This window comes from Streptomyces tyrfis (assembly GCF_037034285.1).
In the GTDB taxonomy this organism is placed as follows: Bacteria; Actinomycetota; Actinomycetes; order Streptomycetales; family Streptomycetaceae; genus Streptomyces.
This window is the reverse complement of sequence record NZ_JBAGJZ010000040.1, coordinates 1-19489: the sequence shown is the minus strand read 5'-3', so window position 1 is coordinate 19489 and position 19489 is coordinate 1. Positions and strand designations below refer to the sequence as shown.

Here is a 19489-nt window from a genome sequence, read left to right as displayed (position 1 = left end):
CCGCAGTCCGTCACGGCCGGAGACACGGGGCGCGGCGCACCGGCGCGCCGCACCCCTCGCCGGTCGAGTCCTCCGCCCGGCCGCCGAACGCCCGCCGGCCCACTGCGACGCCGTGCTCCGGCTCCCCGGCGACCCCACTGGAGCCGGTCAGGACGTCGCCGTCGCCCGCCGCCGAGACCCGCCCGGCCGCCACCACGCGCACGAGCCCCCTCACCTCACCTCACCTCACCTCACAGGAGAGCACATGACCAGTCCGACGCCCCGCCCCGGCATCGACGCCCCCGACCACCGCGGCCGCACCGGCCTCGACCGCGCCGGACGCGACCTGGACCGCAACCCCGACGTCGTGATCCGGGACGTGGAACTCACCTCCCAGGGCTGGCACGTGCTGCGCCGCACCACCTTCGACTACCGACGCCGCGACGGCCGCTGGGAGACCCAGCAGCGCGAGACCTACGACCGCGGCAACGGCGCGGTCGTCCTGCCGTACGACGCCGGCCGCGGCCGCGTGCTGCTCACGCGCCAGTTCCGCTACCCGGCCTACGTCAACGGGCACCCGGACGGCATGCTCATCGAGGCCGCAGCCGGCCTGCTCGACGGCGACGCCCCGCTCGCCGCCGTCCGGCGTGAGGCCGCCGAGGAGCTCGGAGTCGTACTCGGCCCGCTCACTCATGTCCTGGACGCCTACATGAGTCCCGGCTCGGTCACCGAGCGCCTGCACTTCTACACGGCTCCCTACACGCCGGCCGACCGCACCGGGGAAGGCGGCGGGCTGGAGGAGGACGGCGAGGACATCGAAGTACTCGAACTGCCCTTCTCCGAGGCCCTCTCCATGGTCCGCGACGGCCGTGTCGCCGATGGCAAGACCATCCTGCTCCTGCAGTGGGCCGCCCTGAACGGCCTCTTCGCCCGCACCGGGGGCACCGGCTGACACCCCGGCGTTCCTCACCCCGCTCCCCGCGCGGCGTCTCCGGTTCCTCGGTGACGGTGAGCGGTCGCGGACGGGAAGGAGGCGTGGCCGCCGGGCGGCGGGTGCGCGGCGGCGACGCCGTCGTCCGACGGCGCGGTCCGACTGTGGGACGGGGTGACCGGCGAGGCCGTCGGAGCACGGCCGCCGGGCCGCCCGCGCCTCGCGGCCCAGAAGCGGTGGACGGCCCGGCACGCGCCGATCACCGAGATCGCCCAGATGACGGCCTCGGCCAGGACGGTCTCCCGCGCGAAGCCCACGCCCGCCCGGGGCGGCATCGCGATCATCTGCGCCGCACCGCCCACGGGCACCACCAGCCCGGCGAGCAAGCCGGACATGCCGGGGCGCTCGACGGCCGCGCCCACCGCACCCAGGACGGACCCGAACAGCACACTCGCCGTCCACCACGTGAGCAGCTCCGGCCAGTACAGGGCGAACGGCTCGTCCCGAAGCAACGCGTCCGTCGGGTAGTACGCCGCTGTGGCGGCGCTCAGCGCGAGCACCGCGGCCACGGCGCCTCGCGTCCACGTCCTGGCCAGTCGGCCCGTCACCACGGCGAGCGCGGCCCACGCCCAGCCGAGGCCCACGAGCAGGCTGAGCACCTTGGCCGCACCGGCCCAGACCGTGCCCGCCCATGGGGCGCCGAGTGCCGAGTACGGCGAGGAGAGCGCGTTGGCGAGCGAGGTGAGCGCGCCGAACCCGGCACCCGCCGCGAGGGCGTACACCGTGATCTTCATTCCGTGAGCATACTCGGTATGCCGGTGCGCCTTCCCGGGGAACCTCCTCGCCCCGGTCGCAGCCGGTCCGCGGTCTCCCCGAACTCCCCGGCCCATCACGGTTGGTAGCCTCCCGGGATGACCGCGACTTTCGACGAAGCCGTCCGCGCCCGCCTGCGAGCCCCCAACATCTGGTACGTCGGCACCGTGTTCGCCGACGGGGCGCCGCAGGTCAGCCCGATGTGGGTGGATCTGGAGGGGGAGGGGGAGCTGACGTTCAACACCTCGGTGGGCCGGGTGAAGGAGGAGAACCTGCGCCGCGACCCGCGCGTCTATCTCTCGCACGCGGACACCGCCGACCCCTTCGACCGCGTGCAGATCAGCGGTGCGGTGGCCCGCTTCATCGAGGGCGAGGAGGCACACGACCGCATGGACCGGCTGGCCCGCAAGTACCTGGGCGTCGAGCGCTTCGAGTGGACCATGCCGGGGGAACGGCGGGTCACGGTGGTCGTGCGCCCGGTCAAGGTGCGGCACATCGTCGGGGTGGAGCGGTTCCGGCCCGGCGGCCCCGTCCCCGCCCCCTGACCGGCACGTCCGCCGCGACCGTCGTCGGCGCGGCTTCGCCTCAGAGGAAGCACGGCCGCGCCGCCCGCCGGTTCGAGGGTTCAGGCACCCGCCACGTAGCCTCTCTCCCGTGCCACCCTCCCGCCTGTATCGCGTCGCCGTCCTCGTGCTCGAAGGTGCGAAGCCGCTCGACGTCGGCATTCCCACGCAGGTCTTCGCGACCCGCGCGAGCATGCCGTACGAGGTGCGGGTCTGCGGGGCGGCGCCCGGTCCCGTGACCGGCGGCGACGGCCTGTCGTACAGCGTCGCCCACGGCCTCGACGCGCTCGCGTGGGCCGACATCGTCTTCGTCCCCGGCTACCGGTTCCCGGACCGCGACGACCCCCCGCAGGCCGTCCTCGACGCGCTGGTCGCCGCCCATGCCAGGGGCGCGCGGCTCGCGGCGATCTCGACGGGCGCCTTCGCGCTCGCCGCCACGGGCCTGCTCGACGGCAAGCGCGCCACGACGCACTGGCACTACGCGCGGGCGCTGGCGGCACGGCATCCGCTCGTTCAGGTCGACGAGAACGTCCTGTTCGTCGACGAGGGCAGCGTGCTGACGTCGGCCGGCGCCGCCTCGGGCATCGACCTGTGCCTGCACATCCTGCGCGGCGATTTCGGAGTGGCCGTGTCGAACCATGCGGCCCGGCGCCTCGTCGCGGCCCCCTACCGCAGCGGCGGTCAGGCGCAGTACGTGCCTCGGAGCGTGCCCGAGCCCCTCGGCGAGCGGTTCGCCGCCACCCGCGAGTGGGCGCTTCACCGGCTCGGCCGGCCCCTCACCCTTGAGGCGCTCGCTCGGCATGCGGCGGTGTCGCCGCGCACGTTCTCACGACGCTTCGTCGAGGACACGGGTTACACGCCGATGCAGTGGGTCATGCGCGCCCGCGTCGACCTGGCCCGCGAACTGCTCGAATGTTCGGAGCGGAGCGTCGAGCAGATCGCCACCGACGTCGGCCTCGGCACCGGCGCCAATCTGCGGTTGCACTTTCAGCGGATCCTCGGCACGACGCCGAGCGAGTACCGGCGCACCTTCACCCAGGGCGAGTGACCTCGCGGCGCGTGGCGAGATCCTTTTGAACCGTGGCGATCAGGCCGCTGTCGCGGACGGATGCGCGGAGGCGAGATTGGTGGCGAACCGAAGGGACACCATTCATGACTCGCATCGCCATCAACGGATTCGGCCGCATCGGACGCAACGTCCTCCGTGCGCTGCTCGAACGCGAGAGCGACCTCGAGGTCGTCGCCGTCAACGACCTCACGGAGCCCGGCTCCCTCGCGCGGCTGCTCGCCTACGACACCACGGCCGGCCGGCTCGGTCGCCCGGTGACCGTCGACGGCGACGCCCTCGTTGTGGACGGCCGTCGCATCGCGGTGCTCGCCGAGCGCGAACCGGCGCAGCTGCCGTGGGCCGAGCTCGGCGTGGACATCGTGCTCGAGGCGACCGGCCGCTTCACGTCGGCCGCGGCCGCCCGCGGCCACCTCGACGCGGGCGCGAAGAAGGTGCTCGTCAGCGCTCCGTCGGACGGCGCCGACGTCACGCTCGCGTTCGGGGTCAACACGGACGCCTACGACCCGGAGGCGCACACCATCGTCTCGAACGCCTCGTGCACGACCAACGCGCTGGCGCCCCTGGCCGCGGTGCTCGACGACCTCGCCGGCATCGAGCACGGCTTCATGACGACCGTGCACGCCTACACGCAGGAGCAGAACCTGCACGACGGTCCGCACCGCGACGCCCGCCGGGCCCGCGCCGCCGCCGTCAACATCGTGCCGACCACGACGGGCGCCGCCAAGGCGATCGGCCTCGTGCTGCCGAACCTCGACGGCAAGCTGTCGGGCGACTCGATCCGCGTGCCGGTTCCGGTGGGCTCGATCGTCGAACTCAACACGACCGTCGCCCGGGACGTGACGCGCGACGAGGTGCTGGAGGCGTACCGCGCCGCGGCGGAGGGGCCGCTCGCCGGTGTGCTGGAGTACTCGGAGGAGCCGCTCGTGTCGTCCGACATCACGGGCAATCCGGCTTCGTCGATCTTCGACTCGGCCCTCACCCGGGTCGACGGGCGCCACATCAAGGTGGTCGCCTGGTACGACAACGAGTGGGGCTTCTCGAACCGCGTGATCGACACGCTCGAACTCCTCGCCGCCCGCTGACCGGACAGGGCGGCGCCCCGCCCTCCGCGACGCTTCCGGCAGGGGCGACGGGCGGCGCCGGACGACGGCGAAGCGGCGGGGCCGCCCTGCTCCGGTCCGGAACGCCCCCGGCACGTCCGTGACCGCGTCGAGGACTGTCGAATCGTCGCCGACGGGCCGTGTCCACGGCTCCCCCGTGATCGTGTGCCGGGCCGGCCCCCGACGTTCGCTCGGCGGCCGGCCCGAGGCCGACGAGACGCCCGGCATGCCCCTGCCCACGGGCCCGGTGTGCGCGGGACGTCGCGGTCCATGGGCCGCGTCCGGCCTCGGTCCTCGCGCATGCGAGGCTTGCCGACGTGCGAACCCGTATCTTCTTGCCGACCGTGGCCGTATCGCTCGCAGCGGTGCTCGGCATCGCCGGATGTGCCGCCGGGGATGCCGCGTCCGGATCCGACGATTCCGACGTCCCATACAGAAACCTGCCCGCATCGGGGGTGCCGGACTACCAGCTCGGCGGGTCGTACACACCGCCCGCCGGGGTGACCATCGTGGAGCGGGACAGCACCGCGCACCCGGCGAAGGACAAGTACAACATCTGCTACGTCAACGGGTTCCAGACCCAGCCGGAAGACGCCGGCCTGTGGAAGTCGAAGTACCCGGCCGCGATCCTGCGGGATTCCGCCGGCAGCCCCGTGTCCGACCCGGGCTGGCCGGATGAGATGCTGCTCGACACCACGACCGCGGCGAAGCGGGCCACGATCACGAAGGTGTTGACGAAGTCGATCGCCCGATGCGCCGACCGGGGGTTCGACGCCGTGGAGTTCGACAATCTCGACTCGTGGACCCGGTCGCACGGGGCGTTGACGCGGTCCGGGAACCTCGCACTGGCGAAGTCGCTCGTCGGGATCGCGCACCGCGACGGGCTGGCCGCCGGGCAGAAGAACACCCCTCAGCTCGGCGCCTCCGGCCGGAAGAGCACCGGATTCGACTTCGTCGTCGCCGAGGAGTGCGTCGAGTATCAGGAGTGCGACGCGTACACGAAGGCGTACGGCAGGCACGTCATCGACATCGAGTACTCGGACGGCACCGGGCGGAAGTGGTCCTCGGTCTGCGCGCTGAAGAACCGCCCGGCGATGACGATCCTGCGCGACCGCGACCTGGTGCCCCCGACGAAGAAGGCCTACGTCTTCGAGCACTGCTGACGCGTGTGCCTTGTTCCGCTTCCGCCGATGCGCACGGCCTCCCCGCCGCCCCCCTTGGGAAGAACCGTCCGGGGCGGTCAGGGAGTGTCGCCGGTCCAGTCGAAGCGGGCCGGGTCGCCGGGGCGCGGGTCGTACACCGCCCGGCCGCCGGGGCCGAACTGCCCCAGCTCGGTGGGGAGGGCGACGCCGGTGCCGGCCTCGCCCTGCGTCCGGCCGGTGATGTCGAACAACAGGCCGTCCAGGGGGCCGCCGACCAGTTCCGCGTAGCGCCGATCGGGCTGCGGGCCCGGCTGGTCGTGGTCGGCGCCGTAGACCCGGCGGGGAGGCAGCTGCTCGTCGTAACGGTTCATCCGTTCAGCCTCGCAGCCGCCACTGACAGCCGGACGGGTCCGTTCGCGTCAGCCGCGGAAGCGGACCCGGAGCGGGCGTTCGCCCCGCTGCGGTCGGCCGTACGGGTCAGTCGCCCTGACCGGCGCTCCCGATCGGGCCGACCTTCACCGGGGAGCCGGAACCGTCCGTGACGGGCAGCGTGCCGGCGCCCGGCCAGTCGAGGGTGACCGACTTCGTCTCGTCCGGCGGGGTCACCACCAGCCCCGTGACGCGGACGCCGGAGCCGCCCGACTTGTTGATCGGGTAGTCGATGCCGAAGGACACCGACTTCCCGTCCTTGAGGACGAACGGGTCGGCCTTCTCGCCGGTGCGCTTCGCGGAGAGCGGCCCCGAGCTGGTCTTCAGGTCGACGCCGGCGTACGCGGACAACGTGCAGTCCCGGCCGCCGCCGTTCTTCAGCGTCACCGCGACGGTGCCGTCGGTGTCGCCGTCGATGGTGCTGTCCGTCGCCGTGATCTCCAGCTCGTCGGTGCGGCACTTGCCGGCCTTGCCGTTCTCGTCGGAACCGGTTCCGGCGGCCGTGCCCTGCCCGTCGGCGCCGTTCCCGGCGGGGGCCTTCCCGCCACCCTGATCCGAACCGCCCGAGCCCGAACCGCCGCTCGTGGAAGACACGGTGGACGCGGACGACGGGTCGCTCTGCCCCGTGCCGTCGTCGTCGTTCTGGCAGGCCGTGAGCGAGAGGCTCGCGGCAACGGCCAGGACGGCGAAGGCGAGTTTGTGAACGCGCATCGTTTCTTCCTCAATGTCGGTGGGGGGCGGCTGCTCGGCACGAGTCGGTACGAGCGAGCGTTTCTGATCACCAGGACCCACCGGGCCCGGCGATCCGTTCCGCCCAACCGCCCTCCAATACAGCCCTGTTACACGCACAGCCGGGCACAACGCGCACCACCGCCGGGCACGCCCCGCCCGGACCGCCCCTCCCCCGGCCCCTCTCCTGCCGCCGTCCAGCACGGGAAACAAGGCCCGAACCCGGTGCGCCACCCGCTGCGGGGCGCCGCCGCCGACGGGCCGGGACGGCGGTTCCGCGCCTGTTCGCAATCCGCCGCCCGCTGGGACAGACCCGTAACCCGGCGGGTCTTGACCACGACCGGCGAGATGAAAGGTCGTCCTGCGCGGTCTGGTTCTGTTCACGAGAGACTCTGAGCAGAACCGGGGGAGCAGAGGCCCGACCGCTGATCCGCTCCGATCGTGGCCGCAGCCCCGGCCGCTCAACGGCCGTTCGTCCGGCACGAAGGGAAGTGGCTGGTCCTCCGGGTGAAGGGTTCTCGCGGGCACAGATCAGACGCCTTGGGCTCGCTCCGGGTACGGGGCTGCGGCGTCGGCGTAGCGCCGGGCGAGCGCGGTGCAGGCTTCGCGGAGGGCCGGCGGGCCGATGACGCGCATGTTCGCGTCGAAGCGGCCGAGGCCGGCGGCGAGGGCGGTCCAGGACCAGGATCCGGTGATGAGGCGGCATCGTGCGGGGCCGAGAGGTTCGACCATGCCGTCGGTGGTGTAGGGGGCGACCTCTGTGGCGGGGAGGTCCAGGGTCACCTCGCCTCGGCAGGGCCAGGCGGTGTCAGTGCCGTCGGAGCCGCGGAACCGGCTGGTGACGAACGTGGAGATGTCTCCGCCCGGCACCTGGCGCGGGGTGAAGCGCGGGCCGGTCGGAGTGCGTGGGGTCATGCGGTCGGTGCGGAAGGTCCGCCAGTCGTCGCGATCGAGGTCCCAGGCCAGCAGGTACCAGTGGGTGCGCCAGGCCACGAGGTGGTGCGGCTGCACCCGGCGTCGCCGCGGCGCGGCGTCGAGACGTGGGGTGTAGTCCAGGCGCAGTTCTTCGCGGCGCCGGATCGCGGTGCTCAAGGTGTTGAGCAGATCGAGGACGCGCGTCGTCGATGCGTCCGGTTCGGGTGGGCGGACGGTGGTGACGTGGAGTGCGTCGATGCGCTGTCGCAGGCGCGAGGGAAGGACCTGCCGGATCGTTGCGAGCGCGCGCTCGGCGTCCTCGGCGATCGCGGGGTGGGCGGTGCTCTGCAGGGCGACGGCCAGAGCGATGACCTGTTCGTCGTCGAAGAGCAGCGGGGGCAGATGCGCCCCGGGCTGCAGGCGGTATCCGCCGGCGGGTCCCTTGACCGCGGCGACCGGGTAGCCCAGCGCGCGCAGCCGGTCGGCGTCGCGGCGCACGGTGCGCACGGTCACCTCCAGCCGCTCGGCCAGGTCCTCTCCGCGCCATTCCCGGCGGGTCTGGAGCAGGGAGAGCAGTGTGAGGAGCCGCGACGAGGTTTTCCGCATGTCCTCATGATGACCGGAGCAGAGGACACAACCTGTCCTCTACTGGTGGCACGGTAGCCCCCGGCTCGCTGATCAGGGCTGTTTCGCCCCGTCATCGCCGCGATCGCCTCAGTCGGCACTCACCAGGCCAGGAGCAGACCATGTCCGTCACCACCACCACGCATCTGAACTTCCGCGGCTCGGCCCGCGAGGCGCTGGACTTCTACCTGTCCGTCTTCGGCGGGCGCGCTGTCGCGGTGACCTACGGGGACGCCGGCAACGTCCGGGACGAGAGCGAGGCGGACTGGGTGATGTGGGGCGAGGTGGTCGCCGGCAACGGCTTCCGCGTCATGGCCTACGACGTGCCCTCGGCGATGCCCTACGAGCAGGGCGCCAACCCGTTCTTCGTGTCCGTGCGCGGCGAGGACGCCGATGAGATCAGCGCCCTGTGGCGGCGTCTGGCCGACGGCTCGAACGTGCTGCGCCCGCTGGAGCCCGCGGCGTGGGCGCCGCTGTACGGCATGCTCACCGACCGCTTCGGTGTGACCTGGGTCCTGGACGTCACTGCTCCCCACAACGGCTGACCCGCCCGGGGCGGACGCGGCTGCGGGCGTCCGCCCCGCTCGTTTCCCGGAACCGGCCGGCCGGCGGCAATCGGCGCGTGCGGAGAGAACGCCGTCCCGCGGATGCGTCGATTCGGCCTGCCCATAGACCAGTTCGACGGCCTTCCGGCAGGCGCCCCGACCGTCGTCGTCGACGACGACGGCGTCCTGGACGGGTTCGAAGAAGTCGTCCCGCCGGGCGCCGACGCCGGCCCGCTCGACGCCTTCTGCCAGTCCCGCCCGCTCACCGTTCCCGACCGACCGCGTCGCCCCACCGCGGAGCGCGCCACAGCCCGAGGAAACCATGGATGTCCTGACCCTGCGCGACCTCAACCGGGCCACCCTCGCCCGCCAGTACCTGCTGGACCGTGAGGACTGCACCCCTCTTGATGCCGTGTCCCACCTGGCCGGACTCCAGGCGCAGGCCCCGCAGGAGCCGTTCATCGGCCTGTGGTCCCGCGTCAGGGCGTTCGCCCCCGCCGACCTGGACGGCCTGGTCACCGGCCGCCGCGTCGTGCGTACCCACCTCATGCGCCGCACCGTCCACCTCGTCACCGCCGACGACGCACTCGCCTGGCGCGCCCGCCACGACGCCATGCTGCGGCAGCGGGCCCTGTCCACGTACCGCAGCGAACTCGCCGACGTCGACCTGGCCGAACTGACCGCGGCGGGCCGGGCCGTGATGTCCGACGGACGACCTCGCACCATGGCCGAACTCGTCGACGCCCTCCGCGACCGATGGCCCGGCCCGCCCCGCCGGGTACTGGGCGAGCTCCTCGTGGCCGCGCTCATCCCCATGGCCCAACTGCCGCCCAGAGGACTGTGGAAGAACACCGCGGGCGTCCACAATCTCCCCCTGACCACCTGGCTTCGACGCCCCGTCACACCCGCGCCCGCTGATCCCGACGATCCGGTCGGACAGCAACTCGTCCTGCGCTACCTCGCCGCCTACGGCCCTGCCACCACCGCGGACATCCGCGCCTGGAGCGGCCTGGCCGGCCTGCCCGCCGCCGTCAGAGCCCTCCGCGGCAGCCTCGTCGCCTTCCGCGACGAACGCGGCCGCCGACTCCTCGACCTGCCCGACGCGCCCCGCCCGCACCCCGACACCCCCGCCCCGGTCCGCTTCCTGCCCGCCTTCGACAACGCGATCCTCGGCTACCAGGACCGCAGCCGCATCGTCGACGACAGGCACCTCGGTCTCTCCGTCGCCGGACAGCGCGCCGTCCTCGTCGACGGCCGTGTCGCCGCCACATGGACCACCGGCGACCGCCGCCTCACGATCACTCCCCTGCGCATCCTCACCCGGCTCGAACGGCGGGACCTCAAGGCGGAGGGCCGGATGATGGCCGCCTTCCTGGACCAGAACATCGACACGACACATATCGCCGACCCCGGCTGAACCGCGTCATCGATGACGCGAAGGCGGCGGCGCCGCGTCTTTCGACGCCGCCATCCGGGTCGGTGCGCGGCGGCGCGCGTTTCGGTGGCCTGCGCGTCCGCACCCGATCTACGCGAGGTACTGCCGGACCAGGCCGACCAGGCCGTCGATGAGGGGGCCGGGGTCGACGGATGGGTCGAGCGAACGCTGGAGCAGGTAGCCGTCGATCGCCGCGGTGAGGGTGACCGCGACGGCGAGCGGTCGCGTGACTCCCCGGGCGGCGAACCAGTCGCACAGCCACTGCCGGAACTCGGCCAGCAAGGCGGCGATCTCGGCGCGCAGCCGGTCGTCGCGGCTCGCTGCGACGAGGGACTCGTACAACAGCAGCAGTTCCGGGTCGCGCGGATCGTTGGCCGACAGCTTGCGGAGCATGGTTTCGACGGCTGCGGCCGGATCCGACTGCGCCAGGGCTTCGCCGATCCGGTCGAGGAAGAACGCCCGGATCTTCCGCACGGCGGCGATGCGCCGGAGTTCGCCGATGCTCTCCACGTGGTAGTGGATCACACCGGTGTTCACGCCCGCGCGCTCCGCGACCCGTCGGCTGCTCACATCGCCCCAGCCCAACTCGGGAATGAGCGAGGCAGCGGCCTCGATGATCTTCTCGCGTGTGTCCGTCCGGCGTGAGTGTTTCGTGGACTCGCTGTTCACAGTCGCATCCCCTGGATCGAGACCACCACGTTCACGCCGGCCGAGGCCAGTGCGATCGCTTCGAGGACGAGCAACTGTACCGGCAGGCGGTCGGGCACGACGGGGAAGACCGCACCGAGGTCGGCCGCGAAGACCGCGATGTAGCCGAGGCTCAGCACCAGTGCCGCCACGAACGCCCAGTGATGGTTCGCCATGGCGAACCCGGCCACCACGAAGCTGGCGAGCCCCAGAGAGGTCAGATAGACGTTGAAGCTGTTGAACTGCCACCGGGGAAGCGGGGAGAAGTCCCTCGTGTCGATCAGCTTCCCCGGGACCATGGGAATCAGCAGGAGCGCTTCCCAGACCAGGAGCGCCGCCGTCACCGTTGCCAGCAGGGGTTGGTTCATTGCGCCCTCCGATAAACGGGCCGGAATCGGCCATCTGTTTGGACGATAGTCCTGGACGGTCGTCCAAATCAACTCAAGGGGAAGGCGTCGCTCAGGGGCGCGCGCTCGGCGAACGCCGCCCCGCCATGGCGTGACGGACAGCGAGTCCGTCCGCCCCGGGGAGACGGGGCACGCCCGGCCGAGCGCGCCGTGTGCGTACGTGGCCCCGGGCGCGGGCCGGGGCCGGACTCGGCGTCAGGCGGCGGAGGCGCGCCTCAGGAGCGCGGCGGGGAGCAGCAGCGCCGTGCCCGCGACGACCGCGATCCAGAACCCGTTGCTCGCGCCGAAGCCGTCGATCACGGGCCCCGCGGCCGCGGGGCCGATCGCGGCGCCGAGGCTCAGGCCCGCGGTCGTCCAGGTGAGAGCCTCGGTGAGCGAAGCCTGCGGGACGTTCTTCTCGATGAGCCGAGAGCTGAGGATCATGGTGGGGGCGAAGAAGGCGCCCGCGACGAAGACCGTGACGGACAGAGCGCCGATCGATCCGGCGAGCAGCATGGGCACGGTGGTCAGCGCGGTGGCGACGAGTCCCACCCGCAGGAGCCCGCCGATCGGGCGCGTGATCGTCCTGCCGCCGAACACGAAGCCCGAGAGGCATGATCCCGCCGCGTAGACGGAGAGAACGACACTCGCCAGCGCGGTGTCACCCGCGGCCTCGGCGAACGCGACGGAGACGACATCGACGGTGCCGATGATCACTCCCATCGCCGTCATGGCGACCACGACGACGGTCACGGTCGGACCCGTGAGCACGCGGAGGAAACCCGGCCCGCCCGGTCGCTCGCCGTGCGACGGCGCCGCGATCGGGGGCTCGGTGCGGCGTTGCGCGGTCAGCCACGACGTTCCCGCCAGCAGGAAGACGCTCGCGGCGACGGGGCCCGCCTCGGGGAACAGGGCGACGCCGAGACCTATGGAGAGGGGAGGCCCGAGGATGAAACAGACCTCGTCGAGCACGGTCTCCCAGGAGTACGCGGCGTGCGTATCGCCCGATTCGCGAAGGATGTGGCTCCAGCGGGACCGCACCAACGCCGGAGCGCTCGGCGTCACGCCGGCCAGCAGGGCGAATACGAACAGGAGCGCGTCGGGTCCGCCGGACGCCGAAACGGCGGCCATCGCCCAGATGCAGACGGCGCTGGAGACGGCGACGGGAACGACGACGCGGCGTTGCCCGTATCGGTCGATCAGGCGGGCCACCTGCGGCGAGGCGACAGCGGCGACCAGAGTGTGACAGGCGGCCAGCGCACCCGCCAGGGCATAGCCGTCATGGGTCCGGGAGGCCATCGTGATGATGCCGATGCCGACCATCGACAACGGCATGCGCGCGAGCACCCCGGCGGAGGTCATCGGGGCCGCACCGGCGTGCCGGAACAGCGTTGCGTAACGAGTGAACACGATTCTCCTGCCTGCGGGACCGCACACGGCCTCATTCACATACGCCGCGTATGCGAATGACGCTAATTGACATACGTTTCGTATGTCAATTACGTTTGCGGCACCGAGGGACGGAGGAGCCGTGGGGCGCAGGACCCGGGCGGAGATGCTGGATGCGACCAGGCAGGCCCTGATCGACGCCGGCCGGCGCCACTTCGGCGATGCCGGTTACGCGGCGACGTCGATGGACGATCTGACGGCGTCGGCCTCGTTGACCAGAGGCGCGCTGTATCACCATTTCGGTGGCAAGAGCGGTCTGCTCGCGGCCGTGGTGGAGACGGTGGACGCGGAACTCAGTGCGAGCCTGGACGCCGCGGCGGCCGAAGCCCCTGATCCGCTGGGCGCGCTGACGGCTCGTTGTGTCGCCTACATCGAGCTCACCCAGGCGCCGGACGTGCAGCAGATCGTCTTCCACGACGCCCCGGCCGTGCTGCCCGATGCGGTCGAGTCGTCCACCGCGTCCTGCATACGGTCGATCACCGACGCGATCGACCGCGCACAGCGCGCCGGGGGTCTGTCCACGCAGGTAGCCGCCTCGACCCTGGCCGTGCTGCTCAACGGCGCGTTGGTCGACGCCTCACGCTGGGTCGCGGCCGGTCGCTCGGAGGATCACGCGGCCCGGCAGGCGGAAGCGATCGCGGCGGCGCGTCTGATCGTCGCCCGTCTCGGCAGCCGATGACGGCCTCCGGGCCGCTGCCGGACCTGCCCCTGCGGGAGTTCGAGTGTTTTTCGGTGCTGGCCGGGGAGCTTCATTTCGGTCGCACCGCCGAGCGGCTCGGGGTGTCCCAGGGGCGCGTCTCGCAGATGATCAAACGGCTGGCAGGACGGGTCGGCGGGGCGCTGTTCGAGCGCACGAGCAGACGCGTCGCGTTGACTGCCGTGGGAGCGGCGCTGGCCGCCGGGACGACGCCCGCGATCGACCGTCTGCGGCGCGGGTTCGCCGACGCCCGGGCCGGGGCCCTGTCTCCGGAGCGCCCGCTGCGGATCGGTTTCCAGGGCGCGGTGTACGAGTCGTCGGGCCGAGCGATCGCGACGCTCCCCGGCGGAACTCACGCATCTGGTCGAACCGCCGTGGGCCGATCCGTTCACCCGGCTGGACGCCGGCGACATCGATGTGGCCGTCGTCCTCGCCCCCAGCACGGAAGACGGCTTCCGGCGCGCCTGGTCGAGTTCTCGCGTCAGCCGCAGTGTCTCGCGGTCTCCCGCGCTCACCCGCTCGCCCGCTCGCCCGCTCGCCGCGAAAGAGCGTGTCACCTCGGCCGATCTCGCGGGCGTGGGCATGGTGGCCCCCACGCCGCGGGCACCGGCGTACTGGCGCGAGGCGAACGCTCCGCACCACACGGAGGACGGATACGAACTGCACTACAGCGCCACCGCGACCACGCTTCAGGAGGCGCTGCCGCTCGTCGCGAGCAACTGGCACGGGGTGCTGCTGTGCCGGGCCGCTGCCGCCTGTTTCTCGCGCCCGGGTGTGCGCTTCGTCCACGTTCCGTCCCTGCCCGACGCCTCGATGGTCGCGCTGACCCGCCATGACACGAAGCACCCGCTGATCGCGCGATTCTCCGAGGAACTGGCCCTCCGGACCCGCGCCGCCCGACAACGAGGTCCCGGCAACGAGATCCCGACGACGAGATCCCGACGACGAGGTCCCGGCGGCGACGCGCTCACCGGCGAGGGCGCGTCACGATCGCGACGACGAGCGCGCACGAGGCGATGAGCGTCGCAACCCACATGACCGCCGCCCCTCCGGCTCCGTCGATCGCTGACCCCCCGATGACCGCACTGACCGCAATGCTCGCGTTGAACACCCCGGCCCACAGCGCCGAGGAGGCTTCGACACGACCCGGGTCGGCGGCGGCCGTCCAGGTCTGCGTCGAGACGGAGACACCGCCGTATCCGAACCCCCACACGACGAGCAGGAGGATCGCCGACACCGCCGCCGGACGCCAGAGCGAATGTCGCGGCGGTGACACCGCCGACCGCCGTCATGACGGCGGCCCGAGCGGCGTTCCCGGCCAGAGTCCCGATGACGAAGTTGCCGACTCGCCGCCGCCCCCGGGCTCGTCGTGGCGGAGGTCCCGGGGGCGGCACGGCGAAGGTGTGGATCAGCGGTGACGGGCGCGCCATTCGGGGGCCAGGATCGCCCAGAGCTCCTTGTCGTGACGGGTGCCGCCGTACGGCCAGTACTCGCGTCGCACGCCCTCGCGTGTCATGCCGAGCCGCTCGGCCACGGCGGAGCTGCGCTCGTTGTCGGCTCGGCAGTGCCACTCGGCACGGTGCACGCCCCGGGAGGTGAACGCCCACTCCAGCAGGGTGCGGCAGGCCGCTGTGATCAGGCCGTTCCCCTCGGCGGAGGGCTCCAGCCAGCAACCGATCTCGCACGAGCCGGCGGCGGCGTCGAAGTCCACGAACATCACGCCGCCGACCAGCGTGCCGTCGAGCCAGATGCCGTAGAGGCGGGCGCCGTCCGCGGCCTGGCGGTCGGCGTACCGGCGCAAGGTGGCCCGCGCGCCGTCGAGATCGTCGGTGACGAACGCCGGCCCGACCCACGGCCGGATGTGTTCGCGGGCCCGGTCCATGTGGGCGGCGAACTCCTCGGCGTGCCATATCTCGAGCGGACGGAGACAGGCGTCGTCCCGCAGCGGGAGGGAGAACATGATGGCCCCATTCACAAAACAAACGTTATGGCTATGTACGGTAGCAGCATGCCACGTACCAAGGGGGACCACGAGGGCCGCCGGCGCGACGTCTCCGAGGCGGTCTGGCGGGTGCTGGCCGCGCACGGCTTCGGCGGGCTGACCATGCGCGCCGTCGCCGCCGAACTCGGCGCGACCACCGGCCTGCTCACCCACTACTTCCCCGCCAAGCGCGACCTGGTCGCCCACGCCCTCGACCTGCTCGACCTGCGCACCGCCTCCCGTCCCCGGCGTGCCGCCGGGGACGGGATGTCCGCCGTGCGGGCCGCCCTGCTGGACATCCTGCCGCTGACGGGCGAGGCCACCGTCAGCAACCGGATCTGGGTGTCCTCCTGGGACGCCGCGCTCGCCGACCCCGAGCTGAGCGACGACTACGCCCGCAAGTACGCCCGAAGCCGCGACAAGCTGCGCGACCTGGTCGCCGCGGCCCAGCGGCTGGGCGAACTGCCCGCCGGGGACCCGGCCCGCATCGCGGCCGGCGCCCAGTCCTTCGCGCTCGGCCTGGTGGTGCAGGCCCTGTTCAGCCCCGAGGCGTTCCCGCCCCGCCGCCAGACCGAACTCCTCGACGACTACCTGGCCGCGCTGGCCTCCCCGCCTCCGTCCGGCGACGATCGCGCTTCCTCGTCCTGACGTCCGGGCCGGATCGCGCCCTCGCCGTCACCGTGGTCCCGTTCCCGCGGGTCCTGACGCGCCCCGCGCTCGCGGAGGCGTTCGGCGAGCAGGACGGTGTCCGGCGCGGTGGGTTCCCGGCCTAGGGGCAATACCGGTGATTTAGGTGTTTTTTTGGTGCTTGCTGGTTGGTTTGGTGGGCGGGACGAGTGTGATTGCCCTGGTGGGTGGTCGGGGCGGGTTGTGGTGGTGGGTGTGTTTGAGGTGCCAGTTGGCCATCTTGCGTTTGATGACGCGGGGGTTGGAGCGTTGCCCGCGGGGTGGCAGGAGTCGTTCCAGCAGCTCACGGATGGTGTGGGTCAGGGCTTGGCTGAGTCGTGAGGGGGGAAGGTGCCGCCTGGCCGGTGACGTGGCGGCGGGCGATGCGAAGAGTGCGGGTGAAGGACAGCCGGTCGGGGGCGAGGCCGGCCTGGTGAGCGGTGTGGTGCATGACGTCCCGAAGTGCGTGGTGGACGAGGAGGAAGCCGTAGATTTCCTGCTCGGCGCCATCGGGGTATTGCGATCTCAGGACCAGCTGTCGGCCACCTTGGTGGGTCTTGATCTCGTCCAGGGTGTTCTCGATCTCCCAGCGCTGATGGTAGAGGCCCGCCAGGTCGGCAGCAGAGGCCTCCTGCGGGTTGCAGACGGTCGTGATCAGCCGGTATACGGTGCCGTCGTCCTCACGGCCGAGGGTGTACTCGATGACGCGGACCCGGACCGGATCTTGGCGCTTGCGGTCGCCTGCCGCGACGATCTCGGACAGGTAGGAGCCGTCCTCGAAGGCTTCGAGGAACGGGAGCACGATGTTCTTGCGGACGCGCCACAACAGGTCCGCGCCCGTGCCCGAAGCGGCCCGCCACAGCTCGAATCCGGTGATGCCGCGGTCGGCCATCAGCAGCATTCCCGGCTCGAGCCGGCCCAGCAGGCCGGGAATCAACTGCTGTTCATGAACCGACAGCGGGCCGGTTGCCGCGGCGAACACCGCATGCGTCCCGCACTCCACCAGGGCTGCGACCCTCACCTGCGGGTAGGCACTGCGCTGCTGTCCCCGGCCGGAACCGGGACGGCCGAAGTACGTGCTGTTCGCCTCGGTGTCCGGGACGTCGAAGACGGTGCCGTCCACGGCGACCAGCCGCCACCCGCGATACCAGGCGCCGGCCGTGTCCTGGACGGCCACCGGTCGGCAAACCCGCGCGAACAGTGCCTTCAACGGCTCCGGCCCCAGCCGTCTGCGGGCTCTGCCGATCGCACCCGTCGTCGGCACGTGCCATGGCTTCTCCCACTGCCGCACCCGTTCCAGGCCCTGCGTCAGCAGCCGGGCGACTTCCTCATAGCCCTGCCCGGAGAACAGGCACATCGCGAGCACGAAATACACCACCACCCGGGCCGGCAGCAGCCGGGAACGCTGTTCCCGGCGCCCGCACTCCGCGATCACCTCATCCACCACCCCAGGTGGAAACACCCGCGTCAACACCCCCAAAGCAATCCGGTCCGACAACCGCTCACCCGACGACTTCACCTGCCCAGGCCTTGGCACAACACATCCAACGACCAACCCAGCTCAAAGTCACCGGTATTGCCCTTAGGGGGTGTCCGATGAGTCAGGAACAGGGGCGCCCACCCCGGCTGCCATGAGGCGCTTTAATGCCCAGGTGGTGAACTGGACGCAGATGCACGACTGCTACGGGGATGTCGATCGAGTCCCCGCGCTTCTGGAACAGGTTGAGCTCGAGGACAACGCCGAAACATGGAAGGAGCTGGGATACCGGCTGGTCCTCGAACATGACCTCGTCTTCCCTGCCAGCTTTGCCGCCCTGCCGCGCCTGATGTGTCTTGCCTCCAGGAGTGCACGGGCGCGTGGACTGGCGGGAACGATCCTGCGATGCGCGGCAGGACACCACGGCTGCGATGATCTGCTGGCGAACTGCGCTGAAGAGACTTCAGAGTTCCGCAAGCTGCTCGACCGGCACCTGCAATCGCGGCCGGTCGACTACCTCGCGGCCTTCCTCGATTCGCTCGCGGCCATGGAGGAGTACCACTGGAGTGCCGTCCTGGGGGACTTCACGGACGACTTCTACCACCTGGCCTGCCCCGACTGCGCCGTGGAAGTGACGATCGCCATCGGAGACCACGGGCGCTATTCAACGATCCGGGACTGGAACCGGGGCGACGTGGATCGCCGTGGCCTACGGCCGGCGCCCTGCGAGGCACTCTCCGGCACCGGCCGGTGGATGTACGAAACTGCCGTCCGGGACGGGCACGAGGCACTCGCCGACGGAATCGCCCACCTTTTCGGCAAGGCCGAATGCCCACACTGTGCCAGCGTGTTCAACATCACAGACGAGTACACATCCGCCAACCGCCCCGTCGTGCAGTAGGCCAGGGTGGGTCGGAAGTAGGCGAGAAGGGCTCAGGAGCGGAGCCAGAGACGGATCGCGGTGACGGTCACCGTGCCGTGAAAGACGTAAGCCCGTTTGTCGAATCGAGTGGCCACGGCACGAAAGCCCTTGAGGGCGTTGATCGTGCACTCAACCTCGTTCCTGCGGGCATAACGGGCCCGGTCGAAGCCAGCGGGCCGCCCGCCCTTGCTACCGCGGTTTTGCCGATGGGCTTGCTGGTCGCGGCGCTCGGGGATGGTGTGCCAGATCTGCCAGCGTCGCAGATAGTGGCGGTTGCGGCGGGAGCTGTACGCCTTGTCTCCGCCGAGATGCTCCGGCCGAGTGCGAGGACGCCCGCCGGCCGGGCGCGGCACACGGACGCGCTCCAATACGGGGATCACCTGCGGTCCGTCGCCTGCCTGCCCTGGTGTGATCAGCACGGCCAGCGGACGCCGCCCGCCTTCACCCACCAGATGAATCTTCGTGGTCAGCCCTCCTCGGGAACGGCCCAGCCCTTCGTCGTCCCGATGATGAGCGGGCCGACTTCGTCGGCCAGGGACGCACGGAGGCTGCTTGCGTGCACCGGCCGCGTGCTGATGCGCCCGGCAGACCGTCGAGTCCACCCCCGCCATCGTCCGGTCGAGACGGTCCTCGATATCAACGTCGGCCTGGACGGCCTGCAAGATCCTGTCCCACGTGCCGTCCGCCGACCACCTGCGATGCCTGTCATGCACCGTCTTCCACTTGCCGAACCGCATGGGCAGGTCCCGCCACGGGATGCCGGTCCGTTGCCGGAAGAGAATGCCGTTGATCACCACCCGGTGGCTCTTCCACCGCCCGCCTCGGCCTGTGCTCCTCGGCAAGTGCGGTTCCAGCCGGGCCCACTCCGCATCTGTCAGATCACCCCGCCCCACAACGGATGGAACGATTCACCTGTCAGCTTGTCACGCAAACCCTTGGACAGGCCCTAG

23 protein-coding genes and 1 pseudogene are annotated in these 19489 nt (G+C 71.4%); 12 read left to right on the top strand and 12 right to left on the bottom strand.

The window, feature by feature from the left end; all coding sequences use genetic code 11:
• Positions 1-10: 10 nt before the first annotated feature.
• The gene (locus tag WA762_RS35775) at positions 11-214 is read right to left on the bottom strand and encodes a hypothetical protein (RefSeq protein ID WP_443080679.1); all 204 of its coding nucleotides are present in this window, start codon (positions 212-214) and stop codon (positions 11-13) included.
• Positions 215-244: 30 nt separating this feature from the next.
• Here WA762_RS35775 and WA762_RS26265 point away from each other — a divergent pair, with 30 nt between their 5' ends.
• Positions 245-931, top strand: a complete 687-nt coding sequence (locus tag WA762_RS26265) for an NUDIX domain-containing protein (RefSeq protein ID WP_335938878.1) — start codon at positions 245-247, stop codon at positions 929-931.
• 14 nt (positions 932-945) lie between these two features.
• Here the strand turns inward: WA762_RS26265 and WA762_RS26260 are convergent, their stop codons facing one another.
• The gene (locus WA762_RS26260) at positions 946-1704 is read right to left on the bottom strand and encodes a hypothetical protein (RefSeq protein ID WP_335938877.1); all 759 of its coding nucleotides are present in this window, start codon (positions 1702-1704) and stop codon (positions 946-948) included.
• A gap of 117 nt (positions 1705-1821) precedes the next feature.
• On the opposite strand from WA762_RS26260, the gene WA762_RS26255 reads away from it, so the two are divergent.
• From WA762_RS26255 to WA762_RS26240, 4 genes are all read left to right on the top strand, one after another.
• Complete coding sequence (locus tag WA762_RS26255) at positions 1822-2268, top strand: TIGR03618 family F420-dependent PPOX class oxidoreductase (RefSeq protein ID WP_335938876.1); 447 nt, start codon at positions 1822-1824, stop codon at positions 2266-2268.
• Positions 2269-2377: 109 nt separating this feature from the next.
• A complete protein-coding gene (locus tag WA762_RS26250) occupies positions 2378-3334 on the top strand; it encodes a GlxA family transcriptional regulator (RefSeq protein WP_335938875.1) in 957 nt (318 codons plus the stop codon).
• A 104-nt stretch (positions 3335-3438) separates the two neighbouring features.
• Positions 3439-4437 carry a type I glyceraldehyde-3-phosphate dehydrogenase gene (gene gap / locus WA762_RS26245; RefSeq protein ID WP_335938874.1) on the top strand — a complete coding sequence of 333 codons (999 nt, stop codon included), beginning with the start codon at positions 3439-3441 and terminating at the stop codon, positions 4435-4437.
• Between the two features lie 362 nt (positions 4438-4799).
• Complete coding sequence (locus WA762_RS26240; protein WP_335938873.1) at positions 4800-5618, top strand: endo alpha-1,4 polygalactosaminidase; 819 nt, start codon at positions 4800-4802, stop codon at positions 5616-5618.
• A gap of 77 nt (positions 5619-5695) precedes the next feature.
• Here WA762_RS26240 and WA762_RS26235 read toward each other — a convergent pair whose 3' ends face one another.
• The 3 genes from WA762_RS26235 to WA762_RS26225 all read right to left on the bottom strand — a co-directional run bounded on the left by WA762_RS26235 (position 5696) and on the right by WA762_RS26225 (position 8276).
• Positions 5696-5968 (bottom strand): hypothetical protein, encoded by a 273-nt coding sequence (locus WA762_RS26235; RefSeq protein ID WP_335938872.1) that lies wholly within the window; start codon positions 5966-5968, stop codon positions 5696-5698.
• 106 nt (positions 5969-6074) lie between these two features.
• Positions 6075-6737 carry a DUF4232 domain-containing protein gene (locus WA762_RS26230; protein WP_335938871.1) on the bottom strand — a complete coding sequence of 221 codons (663 nt, stop codon included), beginning with the start codon at positions 6735-6737 and terminating at the stop codon, positions 6075-6077.
• Between the two features lie 549 nt (positions 6738-7286).
• A complete protein-coding gene (locus WA762_RS26225; protein ID WP_335938870.1) occupies positions 7287-8276 on the bottom strand; it encodes a helix-turn-helix transcriptional regulator in 990 nt (329 codons plus the stop codon).
• 140 nt (positions 8277-8416) lie between these two features.
• Between WA762_RS26225 and WA762_RS26220 the strand changes: the two genes are divergently transcribed.
• Complete coding sequence (locus WA762_RS26220; protein ID WP_335938869.1) at positions 8417-8839, top strand: VOC family protein; 423 nt, start codon at positions 8417-8419, stop codon at positions 8837-8839.
• Between the two features lie 322 nt (positions 8840-9161).
• Positions 9162-10256, top strand: a complete 1095-nt coding sequence (locus tag WA762_RS26215; RefSeq protein WP_335938868.1) for a winged helix DNA-binding domain-containing protein — start codon at positions 9162-9164, stop codon at positions 10254-10256.
• A 108-nt stretch (positions 10257-10364) separates the two neighbouring features.
• Here the strand turns inward: WA762_RS26215 and WA762_RS26210 are convergent, their stop codons facing one another.
• The 3 genes from WA762_RS26210 to WA762_RS26200 form a co-directional block, all read right to left on the bottom strand.
• Positions 10365-10943, bottom strand: a complete 579-nt coding sequence (locus WA762_RS26210; protein WP_335938867.1) for a TetR/AcrR family transcriptional regulator — start codon at positions 10941-10943, stop codon at positions 10365-10367.
• Positions 10940-11329 carry a DUF8051 family protein gene (locus WA762_RS26205; protein WP_335938866.1) on the bottom strand — a complete coding sequence of 130 codons (390 nt, stop codon included), beginning with the start codon at positions 11327-11329 and terminating at the stop codon, positions 10940-10942. The genes WA762_RS26210 and WA762_RS26205 overlap by 4 nt, the downstream gene beginning before the upstream one ends.
• 234 nt (positions 11330-11563) lie before the next feature.
• Positions 11564-12757 carry an MFS transporter gene (locus tag WA762_RS26200; RefSeq protein ID WP_335938865.1) on the bottom strand — a complete coding sequence of 398 codons (1194 nt, stop codon included), beginning with the start codon at positions 12755-12757 and terminating at the stop codon, positions 11564-11566.
• 145 nt (positions 12758-12902) lie between these two features.
• On the opposite strand from WA762_RS26200, the gene WA762_RS26195 reads away from it, so the two are divergent.
• From WA762_RS26195 to WA762_RS26190, 3 genes and pseudogenes are all read left to right on the top strand, one after another.
• A complete protein-coding gene (locus WA762_RS26195; protein WP_335938864.1) occupies positions 12903-13475 on the top strand; it encodes a TetR/AcrR family transcriptional regulator in 573 nt (190 codons plus the stop codon).
• Positions 13472-13669, top strand: a pseudogene (locus tag WA762_RS35770) (LysR family transcriptional regulator); the annotation flags it as partial. The gene WA762_RS26195 and the pseudogene WA762_RS35770, both read left to right, overlap by 4 nt.
• A gap of 1 nt (position 13670) precedes the next feature.
• A complete protein-coding gene (locus tag WA762_RS26190) occupies positions 13671-14513 on the top strand; it encodes a LysR substrate-binding domain-containing protein (RefSeq protein WP_335938956.1) in 843 nt (280 codons plus the stop codon).
• On the opposite strand, the gene WA762_RS35765 is transcribed toward WA762_RS26190, so the two are convergent.
• Together WA762_RS35765 and WA762_RS26185 are read right to left on the bottom strand one after the other, a co-directional pair.
• Positions 14461-14730, bottom strand: a complete 270-nt coding sequence (locus WA762_RS35765; RefSeq protein ID WP_443080678.1) for an MFS transporter — start codon at positions 14728-14730, stop codon at positions 14461-14463. The genes WA762_RS26190 and WA762_RS35765 overlap by 53 nt on opposite strands.
• 171 nt (positions 14731-14901) lie before the next feature.
• The gene (locus tag WA762_RS26185; protein ID WP_335938954.1) at positions 14902-15453 is read right to left on the bottom strand and encodes a GNAT family N-acetyltransferase; all 552 of its coding nucleotides are present in this window, start codon (positions 15451-15453) and stop codon (positions 14902-14904) included.
• A gap of 48 nt (positions 15454-15501) precedes the next feature.
• Here WA762_RS26185 and WA762_RS26180 point away from each other — a divergent pair, with 48 nt between their 5' ends.
• Positions 15502-16122: a TetR/AcrR family transcriptional regulator gene (locus tag WA762_RS26180; protein ID WP_335938863.1), complete on the top strand. Its 621-nt coding sequence runs from the start codon at positions 15502-15504 to the stop codon at positions 16120-16122.
• A gap of 322 nt (positions 16123-16444) precedes the next feature.
• On the opposite strand, the gene WA762_RS26175 is transcribed toward WA762_RS26180, so the two are convergent.
• Positions 16445-17677 (bottom strand): IS4 family transposase, encoded by a 1233-nt coding sequence (locus WA762_RS26175; protein WP_335938862.1) that lies wholly within the window; start codon positions 17675-17677, stop codon positions 16445-16447.
• Between the two features lie 115 nt (positions 17678-17792).
• On the opposite strand from WA762_RS26175, the gene WA762_RS26170 reads away from it, so the two are divergent.
• Positions 17793-18518 (top strand): hypothetical protein, encoded by a 726-nt coding sequence (locus tag WA762_RS26170; protein WP_335938861.1) that lies wholly within the window; start codon positions 17793-17795, stop codon positions 18516-18518.
• A 32-nt stretch (positions 18519-18550) separates the two neighbouring features.
• Here the strand turns inward: WA762_RS26170 and WA762_RS26165 are convergent, their stop codons facing one another.
• On the bottom strand, positions 18551-19432 hold the full coding sequence (locus WA762_RS26165) for an IS5 family transposase (RefSeq protein ID WP_335938860.1): 882 nt from the start codon (positions 19430-19432) through the stop codon (positions 18551-18553).
• Between the last annotated feature and the right edge of the window lie 57 nt (positions 19433-19489).